Source organism: Stenotrophomonas sp. pho, assembly GCF_006228405.1.
Taxonomy (GTDB): Bacteria; Pseudomonadota; Gammaproteobacteria; order Xanthomonadales; family Xanthomonadaceae; genus Stenotrophomonas; species Stenotrophomonas sepilia.
This window is the reverse complement of the sequence record NZ_CP029759.1, coordinates 169,427-189,747: the sequence shown is the minus strand read 5'-3', so window position 1 is coordinate 189,747 and position 20,321 is coordinate 169,427. Positions and strand designations below refer to the sequence as shown.

14 protein-coding genes, 3 pseudogenes and 1 riboswitch are annotated in these 20,321 nt (G+C 63.8%); of the genes and pseudogenes, 7 read left to right on the top strand and 10 right to left on the bottom strand.

All coding sequences use genetic code 11. The features are described from left to right. Positions 1 to 2 precede the first annotated feature (2 nt). The gene (locus DL544_RS00845; protein WP_053497753.1) at positions 3 to 404 is read left to right on the top strand and encodes a c-type cytochrome; all 402 of its coding nucleotides are present in this window, start codon (positions 3 to 5) and stop codon (positions 402 to 404) included. Here the strand turns inward: DL544_RS00845 and DL544_RS22280 are convergent. Further along, positions 398 to 3,996 (bottom strand): annotated as a pseudogene (locus DL544_RS22280) (ATP-binding protein). The gene DL544_RS00845 and the pseudogene DL544_RS22280 sit on opposite strands and share 7 nt — an antisense overlap. A gap of 75 nt (positions 3,997 to 4,071) precedes the next feature. Here DL544_RS22280 and DL544_RS00835 point away from each other — a divergent pair. The 5 genes from DL544_RS00835 to pnuC all read left to right on the top strand — a co-directional run bounded on the left by DL544_RS00835 (position 4,072) and on the right by pnuC (position 9,839). Then, on the top strand, positions 4,072 to 4,710 hold the full coding sequence (locus tag DL544_RS00835) for a response regulator (protein ID WP_005420808.1): 639 nt from the start codon (positions 4,072 to 4,074) through the stop codon (positions 4,708 to 4,710). Positions 4,711 to 5,146: 436 nt separating this feature from the next. Continuing rightward, positions 5,147 to 5,554, top strand: a complete 408-nt coding sequence (locus DL544_RS00830) for a glycine zipper 2TM domain-containing protein (protein ID WP_111201231.1) — start codon at positions 5,147 to 5,149, stop codon at positions 5,552 to 5,554. 128 nt (positions 5,555 to 5,682) lie between these two features. Beyond that, positions 5,683 to 6,807 (top strand): phosphotransferase enzyme family protein, encoded by a 1,125-nt coding sequence (locus DL544_RS00825; RefSeq protein ID WP_139726593.1) that lies wholly within the window; start codon positions 5,683 to 5,685, stop codon positions 6,805 to 6,807. Positions 6,808 to 6,905: 98 nt separating this feature from the next. Next, positions 6,906 to 7,001, top strand: a riboswitch (TPP riboswitch). 70 nt (positions 7,002 to 7,071) lie between these two features. Then, a complete protein-coding gene (locus DL544_RS00820) occupies positions 7,072 to 9,261 on the top strand; it encodes a TonB-dependent receptor (RefSeq protein ID WP_139726592.1) in 2,190 nt (729 codons plus the stop codon). Between the two features lie 8 nt (positions 9,262 to 9,269). Beyond that, positions 9,270 to 9,839 carry a nicotinamide riboside transporter PnuC gene (gene pnuC / locus DL544_RS00815; protein WP_005420817.1) on the top strand — a complete coding sequence of 190 codons (570 nt, stop codon included), beginning with the start codon at positions 9,270 to 9,272 and terminating at the stop codon, positions 9,837 to 9,839. Positions 9,840 to 9,898: 59 nt separating this feature from the next. Here the strand turns inward: pnuC and DL544_RS00810 are convergent. The 5 genes and pseudogenes from DL544_RS00810 to DL544_RS00790 form a co-directional block, all read right to left on the bottom strand. Beyond that, positions 9,899 to 10,314 (bottom strand): annotated as a pseudogene (locus DL544_RS00810) (hypothetical protein). Positions 10,315 to 10,400: 86 nt separating this feature from the next. Next, positions 10,401 to 11,375: a Dyp-type peroxidase gene (locus DL544_RS00805; RefSeq protein WP_139726591.1), complete on the bottom strand. Its 975-nt coding sequence runs from the start codon at positions 11,373 to 11,375 to the stop codon at positions 10,401 to 10,403. Between the two features lie 254 nt (positions 11,376 to 11,629). Further along, a complete protein-coding gene (yecR, locus tag DL544_RS00800; protein WP_065185560.1) occupies positions 11,630 to 11,962 on the bottom strand; it encodes a YecR family lipoprotein in 333 nt (110 codons plus the stop codon). A gap of 182 nt (positions 11,963 to 12,144) precedes the next feature. Next, positions 12,145 to 12,720: an OmpO family porin gene (locus DL544_RS00795; protein ID WP_053497769.1), complete on the bottom strand. Its 576-nt coding sequence runs from the start codon at positions 12,718 to 12,720 to the stop codon at positions 12,145 to 12,147. Positions 12,721 to 13,173: 453 nt separating this feature from the next. Then, positions 13,174 to 13,359 (bottom strand): hypothetical protein, encoded by a 186-nt coding sequence (locus tag DL544_RS00790; protein WP_130768359.1) that lies wholly within the window; start codon positions 13,357 to 13,359, stop codon positions 13,174 to 13,176. 273 nt (positions 13,360 to 13,632) lie between these two features. On the opposite strand from DL544_RS00790, the gene DL544_RS00785 reads away from it, so the two are divergent. Further along, positions 13,633 to 15,423 (top strand): ATP-dependent nuclease, encoded by a 1,791-nt coding sequence (locus DL544_RS00785; protein WP_014645525.1) that lies wholly within the window; start codon positions 13,633 to 13,635, stop codon positions 15,421 to 15,423. A gap of 88 nt (positions 15,424 to 15,511) precedes the next feature. Here the strand turns inward: DL544_RS00785 and DL544_RS00780 are convergent, their stop codons facing one another. From DL544_RS00780 to DL544_RS00765, 4 genes and pseudogenes are all read right to left on the bottom strand, one after another. Then, the gene (locus DL544_RS00780) at positions 15,512 to 15,757 is read right to left on the bottom strand and encodes a hypothetical protein (protein WP_008267212.1); all 246 of its coding nucleotides are present in this window, start codon (positions 15,755 to 15,757) and stop codon (positions 15,512 to 15,514) included. Positions 15,758 to 15,796: 39 nt separating this feature from the next. Then, positions 15,797 to 16,438: a hypothetical protein gene (locus tag DL544_RS00775; protein ID WP_033835097.1), complete on the bottom strand. Its 642-nt coding sequence runs from the start codon at positions 16,436 to 16,438 to the stop codon at positions 15,797 to 15,799. 16 nt (positions 16,439 to 16,454) lie between these two features. Then, positions 16,455 to 17,153, bottom strand: coding sequence for a HupE/UreJ family protein (locus DL544_RS00770; RefSeq protein WP_049429820.1), 699 nt, complete (start codon positions 17,151 to 17,153; stop codon positions 16,455 to 16,457). A 29-nt stretch (positions 17,154 to 17,182) separates the two neighbouring features. Continuing rightward, positions 17,183 to 20,319: pseudogene (locus tag DL544_RS00765) on the bottom strand (efflux RND transporter permease subunit). Positions 20,320 to 20,321 lie beyond the last annotated feature (2 nt).

The window sequence follows — 20,321 nt, the reverse complement described above, 5'->3', positions numbered from 1 at the left end:
CCATGCGTGCCTCCCGCCTGCTCACCACCGTTGCCGTGGCCCTGCTTGCCACGGCCTGCCAGCGCCCGCCTGCGGCGCCGGCGACGCCCGAACAGGCCCGGCAGCAGGCCATGCAGCGCGCGTTCGAACTGTGCGCCGGCTGCCACACCGTGCAGCCTGGCGGCATCCACCGCTTCGGCCCCAACCTGCACGGCGTGATCGGCCGTCGCGCCGGCAGCCTGCCCGATTACGGCTATTCCGACGGCATGCGCCGCGCCGACATCACCTGGAGCGCGCAGACCCTGGACGCGTTCCTGCAGTCGCCCACCCACGTGGTGCCCGGCACGCGCATGTACAACGCCTTTCCCAGCGCCGAACGCCGCGCGCTGGTGATCGCCTACCTGCAACAGCAGTCGGCTCAGTGAGCCAGTCGCTGCAGCTGATGCTGCAGCCTTGCCACGAACGCCGTTACAGCGGCGAATACCGGTGCCGGATCGGCCTCGGTCGCATCCTGCAGGCGCTCGACCAGCGCGTTGGCCTGCCCGGCCAGTGCGCTTGCCCCGATCGCCCCCAGACCGCCCGCCTGGCGATGCAGGTGGAGCGCCGCAGTCGCGCGGTCACCGGCCCGCACGGCGCGCTGCACCGCCGCCAGATCACTTTCACTGGCCTGCAACAGGCTGTCGCGCAGCTGCTCAGCCACGGCGCGCGAGCCATAGCGCTGCTGCAGGGTGGCCAGATCAGGCAGCACTTCAGCGTCGTCGGCGACAGTCTCCTGCACCGGCGCATCGAATGACTGGCCCTGTGCCTGCGGCAGCCAGCGCAGCAGCGCGGTGCGCAGCGTGGCCAGCGACAGCGGCTTGGCCAGCACCTCGTCCATGCCGGCTTCGCGGCAGCGGCGCGCATCGTCGTCCAGCACGCTGGCGGTCAGCGCCAGCACCGTCAGCCGCGGCTGGCCGGTACGGCCCTCGCGCTCGCGCAACAGGCGGGTGAAACCGAAGCCGTCGAGTACCGGCATGCGGCAGTCGGTAATGACCAGGTCGAAGGCCTCCGATGACAAGCGGTCCAGTGCCTGCTGGCCATCGCCCAGCAGCACATGGGGTACGCCCAGCTGCTGCAGCCGCCACGCCATCATCGCCTGGTTGGTCGGGTGGTCCTCGATCACCAGCACGCGTGCCTCGCGCAACGCCGGCGGCAGCAGCGCCGCCTGCTCCTGCTCCGCAACCAGCGCTTCAACGTCACCCCTGCCTGCCTCCACCAGCGCCAGCCGCACCTCGGCGCGGGTGCCCTCGCCCAGCGTGCTGTGCAGCTCCAGCTCGCCGCCCATCATCTGCACCAGGCGCTGGCAGATGCTCAGGCCGAGGCCGGTACCACCATGGTCGCGCTGGATGTAGGCACCGGCCTGGGTGAACGGCGCAAACAGGTGCTGCAGCTGTTCCGGTGCGATTCCGATGCCGGTGTCGGTGACGCTCAGGCACAGCGGCTGGCTGCCGTCGTCGGCGGTCGGGCCCAGTACCTCCAGCTGCAGCCGCACTTCGCCGCGCGCAGTGAACTTGATGGCATTGCTGAGCAGGTTGAACACGATCTGGCGCAGGCGCACGCCATCCACTTCGTGCGCTGCCGCCAGCTGAGGGTCGATCTGCACATGCAGCTCCAGCCCGCGTGCACTGGCCTGCGCCGACATCAACCGGCACACGCTTTCCAGCAGCGGCCGCAGCGGTTGCGGTACCGGCTCCAGGCGCAGTGCACCCGCTTCCAGCCGCGAGTAATCGAGGATGTCGTCGAGGATCTGCCGCAGCATCTGCGCCGAATCCTCGATCACGCCGAGGATGCGCTGCTGCTCGCTGTCCAGCGGTGAGTGTGCCAGCACCTCCAGCATGCCCAGCACGCCGCTCATCGGCGTACGGATCTCGTGGCTCATCGTGGCCAGGAAACGCGATTTGGCCTCAGCGGCCTGCTCGGCGTCCGCCTTCGCCGCCGCCAGTGCATCGGCCTGCATCCGCGCCTCGCTTACATCCACCCAGTACCCGCTCCAGATCACCGCGCCTTCTTCGGCGGCGTAGGGATGGGCCTGGCTGCGCACCCAGCGCACGCCTTCCCCGTCGCTGCGCAGGCGAAACTCCAGGATCAACGGCGCGAACTGGTGCGCGGCCTGCTCGATGGAATGCAGGATGCGCGCGCGGTCCTCCTGCTCGACGCGTTCCAGCAACACCCTCGCATCCTGTTCGGCCTGCTGACGGGTGATACCGAACAACGCAGGCAGGTCACCGGCGATGAACGGGAAGCTCAGCGTGCCATCGGCATCGCGACGGGCCTGGTAGACCACCGCCGGCAGGTTGTCGGTCACCTCGGCCAGGCGCTGCTCCAGCTGGCGGCGTCCTGCCACCTCACGGCGCAGCCGCCAATGGCCCACGCCATGCACCAGCAGTGCGGTCAGCAGCACCATCAGCACGGGCACGCCCCACCGCAGCAGATTGCTCCAGTCGACCCCATTGCGGTACTCCACCGCCAGCCAGGCGCTGCGCAACGCCTCGCGCTTGCGTGGGGTCATCTGCAGCAGCAGGCGATCGAAGGTCGTGGCCAGGGCCGCATGGCGGCGATCCACCGCCAGCGCCAGCTGGTCGTTGAAACCGGCCGGAGCCGCGACCTGCATCCGCCCGGGAAACGGCTGCGCAGCAGGTGATCGACCACGGCAAGGTTGCCCACATAGGCATCGGCTTCACCCTCAAGCAGGCGCTGCAGCGCCTGCTCGGCACTCCGCGCAGCAATGATCCGGGCCTGCGGCGCCTGTTGCTGCACATAGCCACGCACGCGCTCCGGGTCGGACAGCAGCACGCGCTTGCCCTGCAGGTCGGCCAGGCCCAGCAGCGATTCGCCATCGCTCCTGACCACAATCACGTTCGGCACGCTGATGAAGGGCTGGCTGAACACCCAGTCCGGGCCCAGGTAGCGCGAATCAACGGGTATGCCCATCACCGCCTGCAGTTCACCGCGGCGGGCCTTCTCACGCACCTCGTACCAGTCGTGGCTGTTCTCGACCTTCAGGTTGGCGCCGGCCTGCATCAGGCGCTGCAGGTACTCGCTGGTCAGGCCACTGGGCCGGCCATCCTCGCCGGTGAACGACAGGGGCGCGGCATTCGGCGCGAAACCGATCATCAGCGGCTGCTCCAGCACACGCTTCTCGGCCTGGCTCAGCGCCAGCTGCGCCGATGCCGACCAGTGCGGCGGTGACAACCAGCGTTGTGCGAGGGCATCGCGCTGGGCCTGGCTGGTCGCGGCCAGCGCCAGGTCCAGGGCTTCGGCCAGGGGTTGCTTGCTGTTGGGAATGCCGAAGTGCAACCGTTCGGGGGGCAGGTCGCTCGGCCGCAACAGCGCCACGCCCTGCAGGCGCCGGCTGGCAATCAGCTCGGTGGCGACGAAGGCATTGCCGATGTAGACGTCCGCTTTGTCGTCTATGACCATCTGCAATGCGCTCAACGTGTCGTTTGCGACAAGCTGGCGGGCACGCGGGAATCGGGCGCGCACCTGCGGACCGGTCAGGAAGTCCTGTTCGATCACCACCCTCAGCCCATCCAGGTCCGGCATGTCGGAGGCACGCAGGTCATCGGGCCGGCCCACCAGAGCGAGCGGCGCCTCACTGTAGGCTGCGGTATAGACCATGCAGCGGGTGCGGTCGGCACTGAGGCCGACATTCATCACCACGTCGATCTCGCCACGACATGCCGCATCCAGCACGGATGTCCAGTCCGGATAGCGGCGCGCCTCGACCTTCACACCGAGCTGGCGAGCAAGATGCGACAGGTAGTCCGGTCCCAGCCCGACCTGCTTGCCATCACGGAGGGACTCGAAGGGCGGCCAGCCGCTGTCATACTGCCCGACAACGATGGTCGGATGCGCCACCAGGTATTCGCGCTGCAACGGGCTGAGCGGCAGCAGGCCAGGGGCCGGCTGTGCCTGGGCCACGGGCAGCGCCAGCACCGCCAGCAGCAGGAGCAGCCCGCGAACAGCCCACCTACGCATCTGCGTCGATCTCCTAGAATCCTGCCAGGGACCGCGATGGTCGCGGTCCGGCGTGCCCGATGGCCATACTAGAGCATGAGCTTGCGCATCATCATCGCAGACGATCACCCCGTGGTCCGTATCGGTACCCGCGCCGTCATCGAGTCGAGCGGCGTCGGCCGCGTGGTCGGCGAGGCCGACAGCGCGCAGGCGCTGATGACCCTGCTCGCCAGCCAGCCCTGTGACCTGCTGGTCACCGACTACTCCATGCCGGGCAGCCCGCAGGCCGACGGCTTCGCCATGATCGGCATGATCCGCCGCCGCCATCCCGACCTGCCGGTGCTGATGCTCAGCGTCTCCAGCAACCTGGCGATCCTGCGCATGGTACTCGACAGCGGCGTGCTCGGCCTGGTCGACAAGAGTTCGTCGATGGACGAACTGCCACAGGCCATCCAGTCGGTCTACCGCGGCCAGCCCTACATCAGCCGCAGCCTGCGCGAGCGGGTGGAAGCGGCCGGCAGCTGGCGCATGCGCGAGGGCGACGGCAAGCCGCTGTCCCCGCGCGAGGTGGAGGTGCTGCGCTTGCTCGGCACCGGCATGACGGTAAAGGAGATTTCGCTGCTGCTGCACAAGAGCGTCAGCACCATCAGCCGGCAGAAAGGCGATGCGATGCTCAAGCTGGGGCTGAAGGGCGATGCCGAATTGTTCGACTATCTGCGTGACGGGAAAATCTGAGACGCGATTCACATAATCGCACCGGCAACAATGCGAGGTCGAAGGAATCGACCGGCGCATGTCCGGCCGCCAGCGGGCAGAGCCTGGCGCTTCGCAGCGGTTCGGTGCAGAGCGCGCCTGACGTGCTGCAGCCGCAGCAGGAGACCCCGCAGGAGCAGGCGCGGCAGGCCCAGAAAGCGATGGGCGTCGGACATGCCAACGCCTTGGCAGAGAAGGGAGGGGCCACCTCCGCGGCCCTTTTCCTTTCCGCCAGCTGAGCGGCCGCAGCCGCTTTCAGCCTTGCTTCATGCCGCCTGCCGCTAGATGAATGCGCAAGCCGCTCGGTGCACCAGGCAATGTTCCGGCAATGTTGGAACGCCAGCGTGGACATCACGGCAGCCGGGGCGCCCCGCGCCCTCCCTGCCCAGCGTGGCATGCACCCCACAGGAGAACGAACATGCTCAGTACTTCCACACTCAGCTTCCGTGGTCTGGCGATGGCTCTGGCACTGGTTGCCGGTGTCGCCGTGGTCAGCGATGCCAGCGCGATGTCGAGGAAGGACAAGCGCACTCTGGTCGGCGCCGTGGTCGGTGGCGTGGCCGGCAACCTGCTCTCCAACGGTGATCCTGCCGCCACCGTCGGTGGTGCCGTGGCCGGCGGCGCGATCGGCAATCTGACCACCTCCGACCGCCGCGACCGTCGTTATTACGACAATCGCTACTACGACAACCGTTACGACCGCCGCTACGATCGTGGCTACTACCGCAGCGGTTACTACAACCGTGGCGACGACCGCCGCTGGCAGCGCGAGCGTTACTACGACAACCGCTACTACCACGACCGCGGTCGCCATCGCGGCTGGTAAGCGGCACAGCGGCGTTACTCTGCCGATGGCAGGGACGGGCGGGTCGATGACCCGCCCGTTTGCGTTGGCCGCGCGCATGGCGTTGAATGCGCAGCCTTGGATGTGACTTTCCCCTCTCGGGCTGCGGCATGACGTCTTCCTCCCACCGCGTGCAGGGCCTCAACAACGACGAGGTCGCTGCCGACTGGCCACCGATCAGCGCGGCGGACATCGCGTGGTTGCGGCAGTGCTATCCGCAGCTGCACAGCGGCAGCCAGCCGCGCTGGCACAGCCCGCGACCGCTGTCGGCTGCCGCCATCGTCGATGGCACGCGCGGCGCTGTGTTCATCAAGCGCCATCACCACAGCGTGCGCAACGCGGCCTGCCTGGAAGAAGAACACCGCTTCATCGCCCATCTCGACGCTGCTGGCGTGCCGGTGGCACAGGTGCTGGCAGCGACCGATGGTCACACCGCGGTCGAACACGGCGAATGGACGTTTGAACTGCACGACGTCGGCGTAGGCGACGACCTGTACCGCGACGCGGTGTCGTGGTCGCTGCTGACCGACGTCGCGCAGGCCCGTGAAGCCGGACGCATGCTGGCCCAGCTGCACCGTGCTGCCGACGGCTACCGCGCGCCCCAGCGCAGCACCCATCTGCTGGTCGCGCGCGATGATCTGATCCGCGCCGACGATCCGGTGGCGGCAATCAAGGCAGGGCTGCACGAGCGCCCCGGCCTGGCCCGCTATCTCGCGCGCATTCCGTGGGAAGCGCAGTTGCGGCGTGACGTGCTGCCGTGGCACACGGGCCTGGCCGAGCGCCTGCACGACGAACCACGGCTGTGGGCGCACAACGACTGGCATGTCTCCAACCTGCTGTGGCGCGACGGGCAGGTCAGCACCGTGCTGGATTTCGGCCTGGCCTCGCCCACCAGCGCACTGTTCGACCTGGCCACCGCCATCGAGCGCAACGCCGTGGCATGGCTGGAGGTGGCGCGCGGCATGGAGGCCGTGCGCGTCGATATCGCGCTGGCGTTGCTCGATGGCTACCGTGAGGTGCTGCCGCTGTCGGCGGCACGCGTGCACCTGCTGGCCGACCTGCTGCCGATGGTGCATTTCGACTTCGCACTGTCCGAAGTGGAGTATTTCGAGGGCGTCACCGGCTCGACCGCCAATGCCGACGTGGCGTGGCAGCCCTTCATGCTTGGCCATCCGGCGTGGTTCCATACCGCCCCGGGGCAGGCACTGCTGCAGGCCCTGCACGCCGCCGCGTGATCCGGTTGATGCAGCGTTGGGGTCAGATCCCTTTCCGCAGGAAAGGGATCTGACCCTGGGTGGCGCTCGCAAATCCGTACCATTTGTAGTGAAATGGTCACCTGAAGCGGGGGTGCCTGGATCTGCCAGGCTGAGAGAGTCCCTTGGAACCTGATCCGGTTTGCACCGGCGTAGGGAGCTTTGAGCCGCAGCCACACCCCCGTCATGGGCCGGTGCACCTGCGCGCCGTCGCTTCGTCTCCCTTGTTGTCCGAAGACGAACCGAATGAACCGCTGCCTGCGCCCCACCCTGCTCTCCCTCGCCCTCTGCGCTGCGCTGCCACTGCACGCCAGCGAGGCCGAGGCATCCCCTGATGCGGCTGCCACCGGCGCCGAGCGCTCGCCGACCGAACTGGCGGCGGTGCGCGTGCAAGCCGGCAAGCCGAAGGCCGATACCTCGCGCGTGAACGCCTTCGGTGGCGGTTCGTGGAAGGACACGCCGGCGTCGGTGAACGTGCTCGAGCGCGACTATCTCGACCGCCGCCAGCTACGTTCGCTGTCCGAGCTGGCCAGCAACGATGCCTCGCTGGGTGATGCCTACGCGCCGGTGGGCTACTACCAGAACATCGCCATCCGCGGCTTCGCCCTGGACGCCGCCACCGGCTACCGCTTCAACGGGCTGTCCATCGCCGGCGAACAACGCCTGGCGCTGGAGAACGTGCAGTCGGTGGAGATCCTCAAGGGTGAAGCCGGCCTGGCGGCAGGCGTGATGGCGCCGGGCGGGATCATCAATTACATCGGCAAGCGCCCGGCGGAAGTGCGCACCGCCACGCTCGGCACCGATTCGGAAGGCTCGCGCTACGTTGCCGTCGATGTCGGCCACTGGATCACCCCGCGCTTCGGCGTGCGCCTGAATGCCGCATGGGATTCCAGCAATTCCTACGTCGAGCACGCCGATGGCCGCCGCAACTTCTACTCGCTGGCCGCCGACTGGCTGATCGGCGAGCGCGGCAAGCTGGAAGTGGATGCCAACTACCAGACCAGCTCGCAGCGCTCGGTGTCCGGCTACCAGCTGCTGGGCGCGCGTGACCTGCCGCGCGGTGTCGACCGCGAGCATCTGCTCGGCTACCAGCCGTGGCAGCGCCCGGTGGATATCGCCAGCACCAACATCACCGCGCTGCATACCTACGACTTCAACGACGCCTGGCAATCACGTGTATCGGTAGGCCATAGCCGTTCGGTGATCGATGACAACGTCGCCTTCGCCTACGGCTGCTACTACGCCGCGCAATGTGCCGATGGCAGCGTGCCGGGCAACTACTTCGCACCCGACGGCGACTATGACATCTACGACTACCGCAGCCCGGACGACACCCGCCGCAACCAGCAGGCCCGTGCCGAACTGCGTGGCCGCTTCGAGACCGGCAGCGTCGGCCACCAGCTGACCCTCGGTGCCGACTACTTCCGCCGCACCGTGGACAGGCGCCCGAGCGTCAACGAGTACGTCGGTACCAGCAACATCCACGAGGCACCGGTGCCGGTGTTCGCGCCATCGCCGAAGATGCCGGGCCCATCCGCACGACGCCTGGACAGCCGCCAGACCGCGTTCTTCGCGCTGGACCGGATGAGCTTCGGTGACGACTGGCAGTGGCTGGCCGGTGGCCGCTTCGTCCGCCTGGACGAGCGCGCCTTTGACAAGCGCGGCACCCCGCAACGCCACAGCCGCCTGTCGCGTTTCCTGCCACAGACCGCCGTGGTGTGGAAAGCCACCGACCAGCTCAACGCCTACGCCAGTTACGTGCGCGGCATTTCGCTGGGCCAGGAAGCGCCGTTCTGGACCAGCAATGCCGATACCTTCCTGCCGTCGGTGCAGTCGCGGCAGCTGGAAGTGGGCCTGAAGTACGTGCCGGTCGAGGCGCTGACGCTGGGCGCAGCCGTGTTCCGCATTTCGCAGCCGTACCAGTACGCCAAGCCGGACAACAGCGACGTGGGCTACACCTTCGTCGAGGAAGGCACGCAGACCCACACCGGGCTGGAGCTGACCGCCAACGGTCAGCTGACGGATGCATTGCAGATCGTGGCCAGCGCCAGCGTGCTGCAGGCGCGTGCGCGCGACACCGGCACGCCAGCCTATGAAGGCCATCAGCTGGTGAACGTGCCGAAGGTACGCGCCAGCGTGCACGTGGCCTACGCGCTGCCGTTCGTGCGGGGCCTGGACGTGACCGGCGGCTGGCGCTATGCCGGTGCCAACGTGGCACGTGCCGACGGCGGCGTGCGCGCACCGGACTATTCGGTATTCGATGCCGGCCTGCGCTTCCAGCATCGCCTGCACGAGCGCGCGGTGACCTGGAACCTGTCAGTGGACAACCTGTTCAACCGCTTCTACTGGCGTGATACCGGCAGCAGCGGCGGTGACTACTACCTGTTCCCCGGTGCACCACGACAGGCCCGCCTGTCGGTGACGTTCGCGCTGTGAGCAGCGTGATGCTCGAGTGGAGCGCCGCGCTGTGCAGCATCCTCGGCGTCTGGCTGATGGCCCGCCGCCGGTTGTCTGCATGGCCGGTGGGCCTGCTGTCGGTCACGCTGTATGGCCTGGTGTTCGCCGAGGCCAAGCTGTACTCGGACACCCTGCTGCAGGTCGCCTTCGGTGGCTTCCTGGTCTATGGCTGGCTCAACTGGCGCCAGCACGCCGCCGATGAGGGCAGCATCCGCATCGTGCCGCTGGCGCGCGGCAAGCTCTTGCGTGACCTGGCCATCGGCCTGTGCGGCGGCGTGATGCTGGGCGCCGGGATGCACACCTTCACCGATGCCGCGCTGCCGTGGCTGGACGCGATGCTGACCGCACTGAGCCTGGTCGGCCAGTGGTGGCAGGCACGCCGCCACGTCGCCTGCTGGTGGGTATGGATCGCCGTGGACGTGGTCTATGTGGGTGCGTACCTGTTCAAGTCGCTGCATGTGACCGCCGCGCTGTACGTGTTCTTCCTCGGCCTGGCCGTGTTCGGCCTGCGCGCATGGAGCGCGGCCGCGCGCGAGCCGCAGGTGGCAACGCAGTAGAGCCACGCCATGCGTGGCTGTTGCGGGCAATCGGCGCGCCATCCACGCATGGCGTGGATCTACGGGCTCAGGGCCAAACCCAGACGCAGCGGCTGGCGCATGTCGGCCGGTGGGCCGCCTGCAACGGCGCAGCCTGCAGCGTCGCGCGCAGGTCGGCATCGACCTGGGCATCACCCAGGCTGTCGAATTCCAGTTTCGAAATGCGGCCGTCCGCGGCGATCCACAGGCTTACCGGTAGCGGCGTCGGTGTGTCCGGATGTGCCTGCAGCCATTCCAGCACGCGCTGCGCCTGCGGGTCCTGCTCCTGCTGCAGGCGCTGCTGCAGTTGGCCACCCACGGTGGTGGCGTAGGCCATCCAGTGTGCGGGAGCCTCCTGCGCGGAAACGCTGGCACTCCCCAGTGCCAATGCCCCGAACAACGCGGCAAGTGGCCGCCACCAGCGGCGTACGCCGGTCCTGTTCCCTGCCATGACCATCGCCAGCCTCCTGCACTCCCATCCAGCGCGCCATGGTCGGCGCCATAGATGACAGGCAGATGGCGGGCCGTGATGGCCCGGCGCGATCACTCGCCCAGGTCGGCCAGCACCTTGCGCGACGGCGCGAAGAAGGTCACGCCGGTGGTGGCGGTGGAGAAGTCGAGGATGCGGTCGTGCAGCGGCGCGGGATTGCCGATGAACATGCGCTCGAGCATCTTCTCGATCACCCACAGGCGGCGCGTGTAGCCGATGAAGTAGGTGCCGTACTCGCCACGGCCCGGGTTGGCGAACGGCATGTTGTCACGCAGGATCTCGTGCTCGCCGTCAGCGTCTTCGATGGTGCACAGCGTCTTGTGCGATTTCTGCGCATCGGCCGGCGCATCATCCAGCTCGATGTTGTCGTGCTTGGTGCGTCCGATGATCGCCTCCTGCGCCTCGGTCTTCTGCGCGCGCCAGGCATCGAGGTTGTGCAGGTACTTCTGCACCACCACGTAGCTGCCACCGGCATGCTCCGGGTCTTCATCGCCAACAATGGTGGCTTCCGGCAGCGACAGTCCTTCCGGGTTGGCGGTGCCATCGACGAAGTCGAGCAGGTCGCGGCCATCGAAGTAGCGGAAGCCGGCCACGTCATCGACCGCCTCGACCGCATCACCGAAGGCCATCAGCAGGTTGCGCTCGAACGCCACGATCAGGTCCATGGTGCGTGCGCGGATGTGGTACAGCAGGTCACCGGGCGTGGACACAGCGGTGTGGGTCGCGCCCTTGATCTCGCGGAACGGCTTCAGCTCGCGTGGCGGCGTGGAGCCCACCAGCGGCTGCCACACGCGATGGCCGATGGCCACGTTGCAGGTGAAAGTGCGCTCGATCTCGCGGATGGCGGTGTTCTTGATCAGATCATCAGTGCTGGCCAGCACCTCGCGCGCCTTGGCGATCGACGCCACGTCGTCCTTCACCTTCAGCACCAGGAACGCCGCCGAATGGGTGAGTGGCGCGGTGATCTGCTGCGGCTCGTTGTCGGGCGTGTGATTGAGAGCGGTGATCTGGGCGGGCTGGGTGTTCACGGCAGTTCCTGCTGGCTTGAGGCGGGTGCATCGTCAATGGCGACGTGCCGGGATCATAGCGGAACCGCCTGACCGGCGACGGAGCAGTTCTCGTTCCGTCCTGCGCGCAGTACCGTGCATTCCTGCGCTACATGGAACTGCTGCGGCCCACTCCGGGCGATACGCTGGCAGCGACCGCTTGGCAGACCGCGTTCGCGCAGCCAGTCGAACACCTCGCCGGGGCACCCCCATGCCCTGCGGCAAACGACACGACGTCACTGTGAAACCGCGGCACTGCACTGCAAGGGCATGGTGAACTGCCACCGCTTGCACTTGCCGAAACGGCTGCGCCCATCGCACGCACGCTCGATCTCACCGTTCAGTTCGGCAGCGGGAAGGCCCCAGGTTGCACACTGGCGCGTTGCGGTCTGTTCGGCCGCCTGCCGGTTGGCTGGTGTCAGTTCGGGCGTCTTGCTCACCAGGGTCAGCACAACCCGGCCTTCCGAACGGTTGGCGCCTTTCAGATTCCACTCGGCGCTCGAACGCGCCTGCGCCGTTCCCAGCAGCAGCAGTGCTGCCACAGCAGTGATCGCCTTCATCTTCATCATGTCCCTTGATCGTGATTGCGCTGGAATCCGCCGCGCCAGGCTCTGCAGGACCGCCCTGCGGCCCTGCACTCTACCGGATGCACAGAAAAGAAGAAGCCCGGCGCGAGGCCGGGCTTCGGTTGGCGTGTGGGAGAGAGAGAGAGTCACACGCCAGCACAACACGCTCTAACGACAGGCGTTTGTTACCAGGTGAAGCGCGGGCCCACGAACCACTCGCGGTCGCCGGCCTTGGCCAGCTTCACTTCGCCACTCAGGCCCCAGTTCTGGTTGAACTTGGCGGTGGCGCCGACGCGGCCGTAGAACTCGCCGTCCGGGTTGATACCGTGCTTCTTGGCGTAGTCCTCGTAGCCGGCCATCACGTAGCCTTCCACGTACGGGTTGAACGCGGTACGCACGCCGACTTCGGTCGAGTAGCCGTTGAAGTCCAGGCCGTGCTTCATGTCGAACTTCTGGTACGCGACACGCGCCACCAGGTCGGTGTTCGGTGCGATGCCGTAGTTGTAGCCGGCACCGATGCGCCACTGGTCGACGTCGTTCTTGAACTTGTCGGTCTCCTGCGCGCTGTAGTCGCCGAAGATGTGGAAGTTCGGGTGCACCGCCACGGAACCCTTCACCTTCCAGCCATCGGCGTCGCCGCCCTTGGCATCGGTGTTCACATAGCCGCCTTCAACGTAGTTGTACGACAGGCCATCGGTTGCCGATGCAGCGAACGGCAGGGCAGCCAGAAGACCCAGGGCGAGCAGCGAATTCTTGTTCATCGGGACACACCTTTAATTATTTTGGTTTCGTCGGCCGCCTCCCGGGAGGGGGAGAGAGAGGAGGCGGTCGACAGGTGTGAATTATCCGTTAGGGGTCTAATCGACCCTGAATATTGAACTGACTGGTGTATAAATAAGGCTGGCGTTCAGGGAACTCCTCATGCCGCATGTAGCCACGTGCCCATAGTTGGGCACTTGAACACCAACTATGGGAACACATCGGCGTCCCAACTATGGGAACACTCTCGGGCACCGACTAGGGGTACGCCCCGAGTAGCCTGGGCGAGTGGCACTGAGACCAAGAAGATCTAGGCGTGAATAGCCCTGAGGCTCACTCAGACCTTCCGCTCAGATCGCCGGCAAGGCCGCCGACGCGCTGCGAGCCAGCAGGCCCACCCGACAAAGAAGACGGCAAAAGAAGCGATAAACAAGCCGACGATCAGGATATCTCGATCAATTGCGTTCATGTCCTCGCCACCGTTTGAGGTGATTTTCTTGACTATCTGATGATATCGAAATTGGTTTGGCTCTGCGAACGACCTCAAGCACATCGGCCCATTGCTTTTGAGAGATGGCGGCGATGCAGACGAATCCGTCAACCAAGTCAATCAATGTGCTGCCCTCAACACTGCGCAGCATGCAAGGATCTCTCTTCGTCTGCCCGATAGAGCGCCGCCAACTAGAATCTGGCAATCGTGGTGGAACATTGGACACAATTCTAGCCAGCTACCCCTGCTGCGCAGCTGTCCTACTCCGTCAGACTGAAGGGAGCGCATCTTCTCTCCAGCTCCTAGGTCACTCCAATTCCATTCCGCCTCCTGCTACGGTAGCGGGTACGGAGAATTCGCCGAACGAAATCGGCTGAGCATTGACTTCGTCGCAAATGGAAATGAAAAATTTCTAGGGGGATACATGCATATAAAGAAGATCACGCTACATCGCTTTAAGCAGTTTCGGGACACAGAGATAGAGATTGATCAAGGCCTTTCGCTTGTTGTTGGAGGAAACAACTCCGGCAAGTCCTCGATTCTGCAAGCTCTCGCTATCTGGCAGTTCTGCAAGACTATGCTAGAGATCGAGAAAGGGCGATCCAGCTGGCTGCAAACCAAGAACAAAACTGGCCTGGGCATGGGTATTGCGGATTTCACGCCGATGCAAATTCCATCGCTCAGCCATCTCTGGACCAATCTGAAGACTAGCAAGGACGACGAGCCCGACGGCTATACACTGAAGATTGGCGTCTATTGGGACCTGCCCGATAAACAGGAGCGGCACTTGGAGATTGGTCTGTCACAGGCCAATGATCGTCTCTTTGTGCGAACCACTTCAACGAATCTGGTAGCTGCTGAGATCGTCAACGCAAAGGGCGAGCCGATCGATGGCAACGTCCCGCGAGTGGGATATCTACCGCCATTCGCTGGCATCACTGATCGTGAAGGCAGACTGACTCCTGCCATGAGAGAACGTCTGATAGGCCAAGGCCTATCGGGTGGAGTCATTCGCAACGTCCTATTCGATCTGCACGAACACAACAGGAGGGAACGTGAACGCCTGCGTGGAAACAGCAGAAAGTTGAAGGATTCCTCGCTGAAATGGCTGCGCTCGAACGACCCTTGGGAGATCCTGCTACGCACGATGCAGTCCATCTTTGCCACTGATTTGAGGGTCGTTCCTTTCAACGAGAGATTTCACAGCTACCTTCGTGTAGAGAGCGCCAAGGGTGAACTGAAGGGTGACACGTTCAAGCGACACCCCAAATACACTCCAAGAGACCTTATGGTGGAGGGAAGTGGCTTCCTCCAATGGCTGAGCGTGTACGCCCTCGCACTCTCACCCGATGTCGACGTCGTTCTTCTCGATGAGCCGGATGCACATCTGAACGCGACCCTGCAGAGGGAACTGCTTATGTCCCTCGGGCACGTTGCAAGCCTCCGCAACAAGCAAGTACTGATGGCCACACACTCTCCTGAACTGATTCGCTTTTACGATCATGGGAAAATTCTGGCTGTCGCAGAAAGAAAGGCAAAGTACCTCCAAGAGGAAGTGGGCAAAGTCAAGGTTCTTGGCGGGATTGGGACGATCCAGACCCCTACCCTGCACTCCTTGATGGAGCACAGACGTATGCTGATCTTGGAAGCCGAGAGCGATTGGCGCTTCCTCCAGCTAATCGCTAAACAAGCAAACTTTGCGTGGCCCAAGAACGTTGTCCCTTGGTACTGGACGGGATCTGCCGGCGAGAGGCAGCAACTCTACCTCCAGCTGTTGGCGGAGATTCCTGGCCTTCGGGCAATCAGCATTCGGGATCGCGACGATGAGCCACATGCGACGGTCGGTAATGATCTTATCGACAAGTCTTTCACTTCCAAACAACCCCATTTCAAAGCCATGAAATGGCGGCGTAGGCACATTGAGAACCATCTCCTCTGCACGAGCGCCATAGCTCGCGCAGCTGGATCACCTCAAGGCGATGTCACCGCCTTCTTCGCCGAGCACGCTCTTGTTATCCCTGCTGATCCAACAGCTAGCGATATCGCACTACCAATCCGTGATGCGCATGGGAAAGAAATATTCATAAGCGGAAACTCCGTTCTTAAAAAATTCCGCGTAAGCAGAGAAGACGTCGCCAGGAATCTAACCTATGGAGAGGTACCCCAAGATATGCATACCTTCTTTGCCGAATTGAGTCAGCTTGCACAGCCCTGAATCCACGCGTCAGCTCAACGTATGCATATAGGTTAGAAGGGGAAGGATGGTCCGGCCCCTCACAATCCGGACCATCCTTTGCAGCCTACTACTTCTTCTTGGCTGCAGACTGCGCCTGAGCGTCGCACCTGTCCTTCAGCGCCTTGGTCTGAGGATCGGCAAGATCCACCTTGAACTTCGTCCGGTCAGCCAGCTGTTCACACGTAGCAGGCTTTGCCTTAGGCGCCTCCTTCACTTCCGACTCGGCATGAAGCGCCGGATCATGTGCGAAGGCCGATGCGGACGCTGCAATGGAAGCGAAAAGGACGCTGATGAGGGCAAAACGATTCTTCATGTTGCTTCTCCTAGGTTGATTTCGGCGTTATGCCGGGTATCACGGCTGGTAGAGGTCGGCTTGGTAGCCGGTAATTTGCACCTCGATGATCACGGGGGTGCTGCCGCGGTTCTGCCAGTACCACCCATGGGTACCTTCAAAGGGAGCAATGAACGTTCCCTCAGCCTGACGCTGGGCGCCTTCAACGGCGTAGCTGGTCCAGGGGCCCTTCACGTCGGGACGCTCGCCGTGCATGTCCACGGCAACATCAGACGTGGCCTTCCAGCTGAAAACCATCCCAGCGCCCTGAGCCATATGGGCCTTCACCTCCTGGCCCTTACCAGGGGCAAGCTCGATCGTCAGTGAGTCCTGCCGTAAAGGAGTGCTGGCGAGAGAGACAGCGGCGGGTTCGAAGGTCTGCTTGCCATTGCTCCCGAAGGCAACCTTGGCCTTCTCGAACAGCGCCGAGACGGCTTCGGCGCTGCCAGCAGATGCCGGAACTGGGGGAGCTACTGCCTCTACCTGGTCAGTGGAGGCTAGGGCGTCCAGACCCAGAACCTTGCCTACGCCCGTAGGGTCGATTCCGTACTCCGCGGGAAGCACGGTGGTGAGCAGAATCACCCCTGCAACGGCAGCGGCCAGGGCGGTGGATTTCAGCAGCTTGCGAGTGCTGGGCAGCTGATTGGAAAGCGTGATGGACATGAGTACCTCTGTAGATTCAGGAAACGAAGTAGCCGGTGAGCTGCATGCCAACAAGCACGAAGCCGGCGCACATAAGGGCGGTGTTGATGCTGTACGCCTGTCGATGGAATGACGGCAAGCGGCGCCAGAAGCCCATCACGATCAAGATGCCTGCGAGCGCGAGCAGCTGTCCGATCTCGACCCCCACGTTGAAGGCGAGTATGTTTGGGACAAGCCCGTCAGGTGAGAGCGAGAAATCCTGCAGCTTTGTCGCTAGACCAAAGCCATGGAAGAAGCCAAAGATCAGCACGGCGGCTTTGGTGTTGGGCTGTACCCCAAACCAGCGCTTGAACGCGCCCATGTTGTCCAGCGCCTTGTAGACAACCGACAGGCCAATGATTGCGTCGACCAGGTACGCATTCACATGCAATCCGCCCAGGACACCTAGCAGCAAGGTGGTGCTGTGGCCGATCGCGAACAACGTCACGTAGATGCTGACATCACGCATCCGGTACAGGAAGAAGATCACCCCGAACAGAAACAGGAGGTGGTCGTATCCAGTCACCATGTGCTTGGCGCCGAGGTACGTGAACGCGATGAGCTGCAGGCCGGTACTGTCTTCCAGGAAGGCCTGGTCGCCTTCACTGACGCCATGCGCCCAAGCAACGCAAGGCAGAAGGATGGCTGCAAGCAGGTAGAGCCACGCTTGGGTTCGTTTGGAAATGGTCAACTGCATGTTCCTGGGAGGGGTTGAGATGGACGGGTTCACGCTGCGTCCTCCTTCCGCTCATCCCCTTCGCGGTGGATGAGGCGATAGAGCGCCGGCAACACCAGCAAGGTCAGCAGCGTGGAGGAGATGATTCCGCCGATAACGACCGTCGCCAGCGGGCGCTGAACTTCCGCGCCAGCCCCAACGTTTAGGGCCATTGGCAGGAAGCCCAGGCTGGCAACCAGGGCCGTCATCAGCACGGGGCGCAGCCGGGTCAGTGCACCTTCGGTTACCGCTTGGTGCAGGGGAGTGCCCTGTTCCCTAAGGCTCTTGATGAAGCTGATCATGACCAGGCCGTTGAGCACGGCGACGCCCGACAGCGCGATGAACCCCACGCCTGCAGAAATGGACAGGGGTATGTCACGCATCCACAGAGCCACCACGCCACCGGTCAACGCAAGTGGAACGCCGCTGAACACGATGGCAGCATCCTTGCCCGAGCCGAACGCCATGAAGAGCAAGCCGAAGATCATCACCAGGACGACCGGCACGACCACGGACAGCCGCTTGCTGGCAGAGATGAGCTGCTCGAAGGTACCGCCATACTCAATCCAGTAGCCTTCCGGCAACTGCACCTCCTGACCAACCTTCTCTCGCAGCTCCTCTACGAACGAACCAAGGTCGCGACCACGTACATTGCTGGTGATGACGACGCGACGCTTGCCGTTCTCGCGACTGACCTGGTTTGGGCCTGGCGCAACTTCAACTTTAGCCAGCTGCCCCAGCGGAACGAACGCTCTCTGTTCGCCGGAACTGGCCCCGACGGCGACGGCTACCGGTAGCGATGCGAGCGTCCGGGTGTCCTGACGCAGGTTCTCGGGCAGACGAACGACGATGTCGAAGCGACGATCACCCTCAAAGACCTGACCGACCGCCTCACCGCCCAGCGCAACAGAGATGGTCTTCTGGACCTCGTCGATCGAAACGCCATAGCGGGCCAAAGCATCCAGGTCAGGCGTGATGGTCATAAGAGGCAGACCACTGATCTGCTCTAACTTCACGTCTGCGGCGCCTGGGATGGAACCTGCGGCGTCCTCGATCTGGCTGCCGATCTGCGCCAGCTGATCCAGGTCGTCACCGTACAACTTCACCGCCACCTCGGCGCGTACACCGGCAATCAGCTCGTTCATGCGCATCTGCACGGGCTGGGTGAACTCGTAGTTGTTGCCGGGAATTGCTCGGACAGCCTTCTCCAGCTCAGCAATGAGCTGCGCCTTTGGCTTGCGGGGATCAGGCCATTGGTCGCGATCCTTGAGCATGATGAAGGTGTCTGCGACCGACGGTGGCATGGGGTCGGTCGCTACCTCTGCTGTGCCGATCTTTGCGACAACCTCATCGACCTCGGGGAACTTCTTGATGGTCGCTTCAAGCTGGCGCTGCATGCCGATGGCTTGCGTCAGACTAGTGCCGGGAATGCGCAGCGCGTGAAGCGCAATATCACCTTCGTCCAGATTCGGAATGAACTCAGTGCCCATGCGACTGGCCAGAAGACCCGCCAGTACGGTGAGAACGGCTGCACCACCCACAACCAGTTTGCGAGCACTGACTGCCCGTTCCAGCATCGGGCCATACAGCTTGGTCACGCCCCGCATAGCCTTGGTTTCCTTCTCCGAGACCTTGCCCGTGACAAACTGAGCAACCGCAGCGGGAACGAACGTGAGGGACAATGCCATCGCACCAGTCAGCGCGATAACGACGGTCAGGGCCATCGGGTGGAACATCTTTCCTTCCACGCCGGAGAGCGCAAAGATCGGGATGTAGACGGCGGCAATGATGAACAAGCCGAACAAGCTGGGCTTGATCACCTCGGCACTGGCGCTGGCGGCCAAAGCAAAGCGCTCATCCCGGGTCAACAGACGCCCCAGGGCGTGCTGACGCTCGCCGAAGCGGCGCAGACAGTTCTCAACAATGATGACCGCGCCGTCGACGATCAGACCGAAGTCCAGCGCACCCAAGCTCATCAGATTTGCTGAGACACGGTTCTGGACCATGCCGGAGATGGTCAGCAGCATGGTCAAAGGAATGACCGCGGCCGTGATCAGTGCGGCGCGAAGATTTCCGAGCAGAAGGAACAGCACCGCAATGACCAGCAGGGCACCTTCCAGCAGGTTCTTCTTGACGGTTTCAATGGTGCGGTCGACCAGCTCCGTACGGTCATAGACCGCATGCGCGCGGACACCTTCTGGAAGCGTCTCGTCGATCTCCTTCAGCTTGGCAGCGGTTCGCTGAGCGACTTCGCGGCTGTTCTCACCAATGAGCATGAATGCAGTACCAAGTACCACTTCCTTGCCATCTTTGGTCGCTGCCCCGTTCGAAGTTCGGTGCCCTCGTGAACGTCTGCGAGGTCACCGACGCGAAGCGGCAGCCCCTCGCGATTGGCGACCACGATCTTGCGCAGGCCGTCCATGTCCGCCACTTGGCCAGGAACGCGTACAAGGTACTGTTCACCACTCTTTTCAATGTAGCCGGCACCCACGTTCGCATTGCTGCGCGCCACGGCCTCCATCACATCCTGCATGGTCAGCTCGTACGCCTGAAGCTTGCGCGGGTCAGGCGTGATGTGGAACTGCCGCACATAGCCACCGACGGTGTTGACCTCTGTCACACCTTTCAGATGTCGCATCTGGGGGCGTACCACCCAATCCTGGAGGGTACGAAGCGCCATCGGCGTCCAGGTCTCTTCAGCACCCTTCTCGGCTTCCACGGTGTACATGAAGATCTCACCGAGACCGGTGGCGACCGGGCCCAGCGTTGGCTTCAGCCCAGTTGGGAGCTGGGATGCGGCTTGCTGCAAGCGCTCGGCCACCTGCTGCCGCGCGAAGTAGATGTCGGTACCGTCTTCGAATACAACGGTGACCTGGGAGAGACCATAACGCGAGATGGACCGCGTGTACTCCAGCTTGGCCAAGCCGGCCAAGGCTGTCTCGACGGGGAACGTTACCCGCTGCTCTGCCTCCAGTGGAGAGTAGCCTGGTGCTTCGGTGTTGATCTGGACCTGGACATTGGTGATGTCAGGGACGGCGTCGATTGGCAGCTTGCTGTAGTTCCAGATGCCCAAGCCTGACAGCGCCAGGACCAGAAGCAGCACAAGCCATCTATGCGCGATGGACGCGCGAATGATTCGCTCTAGCATGA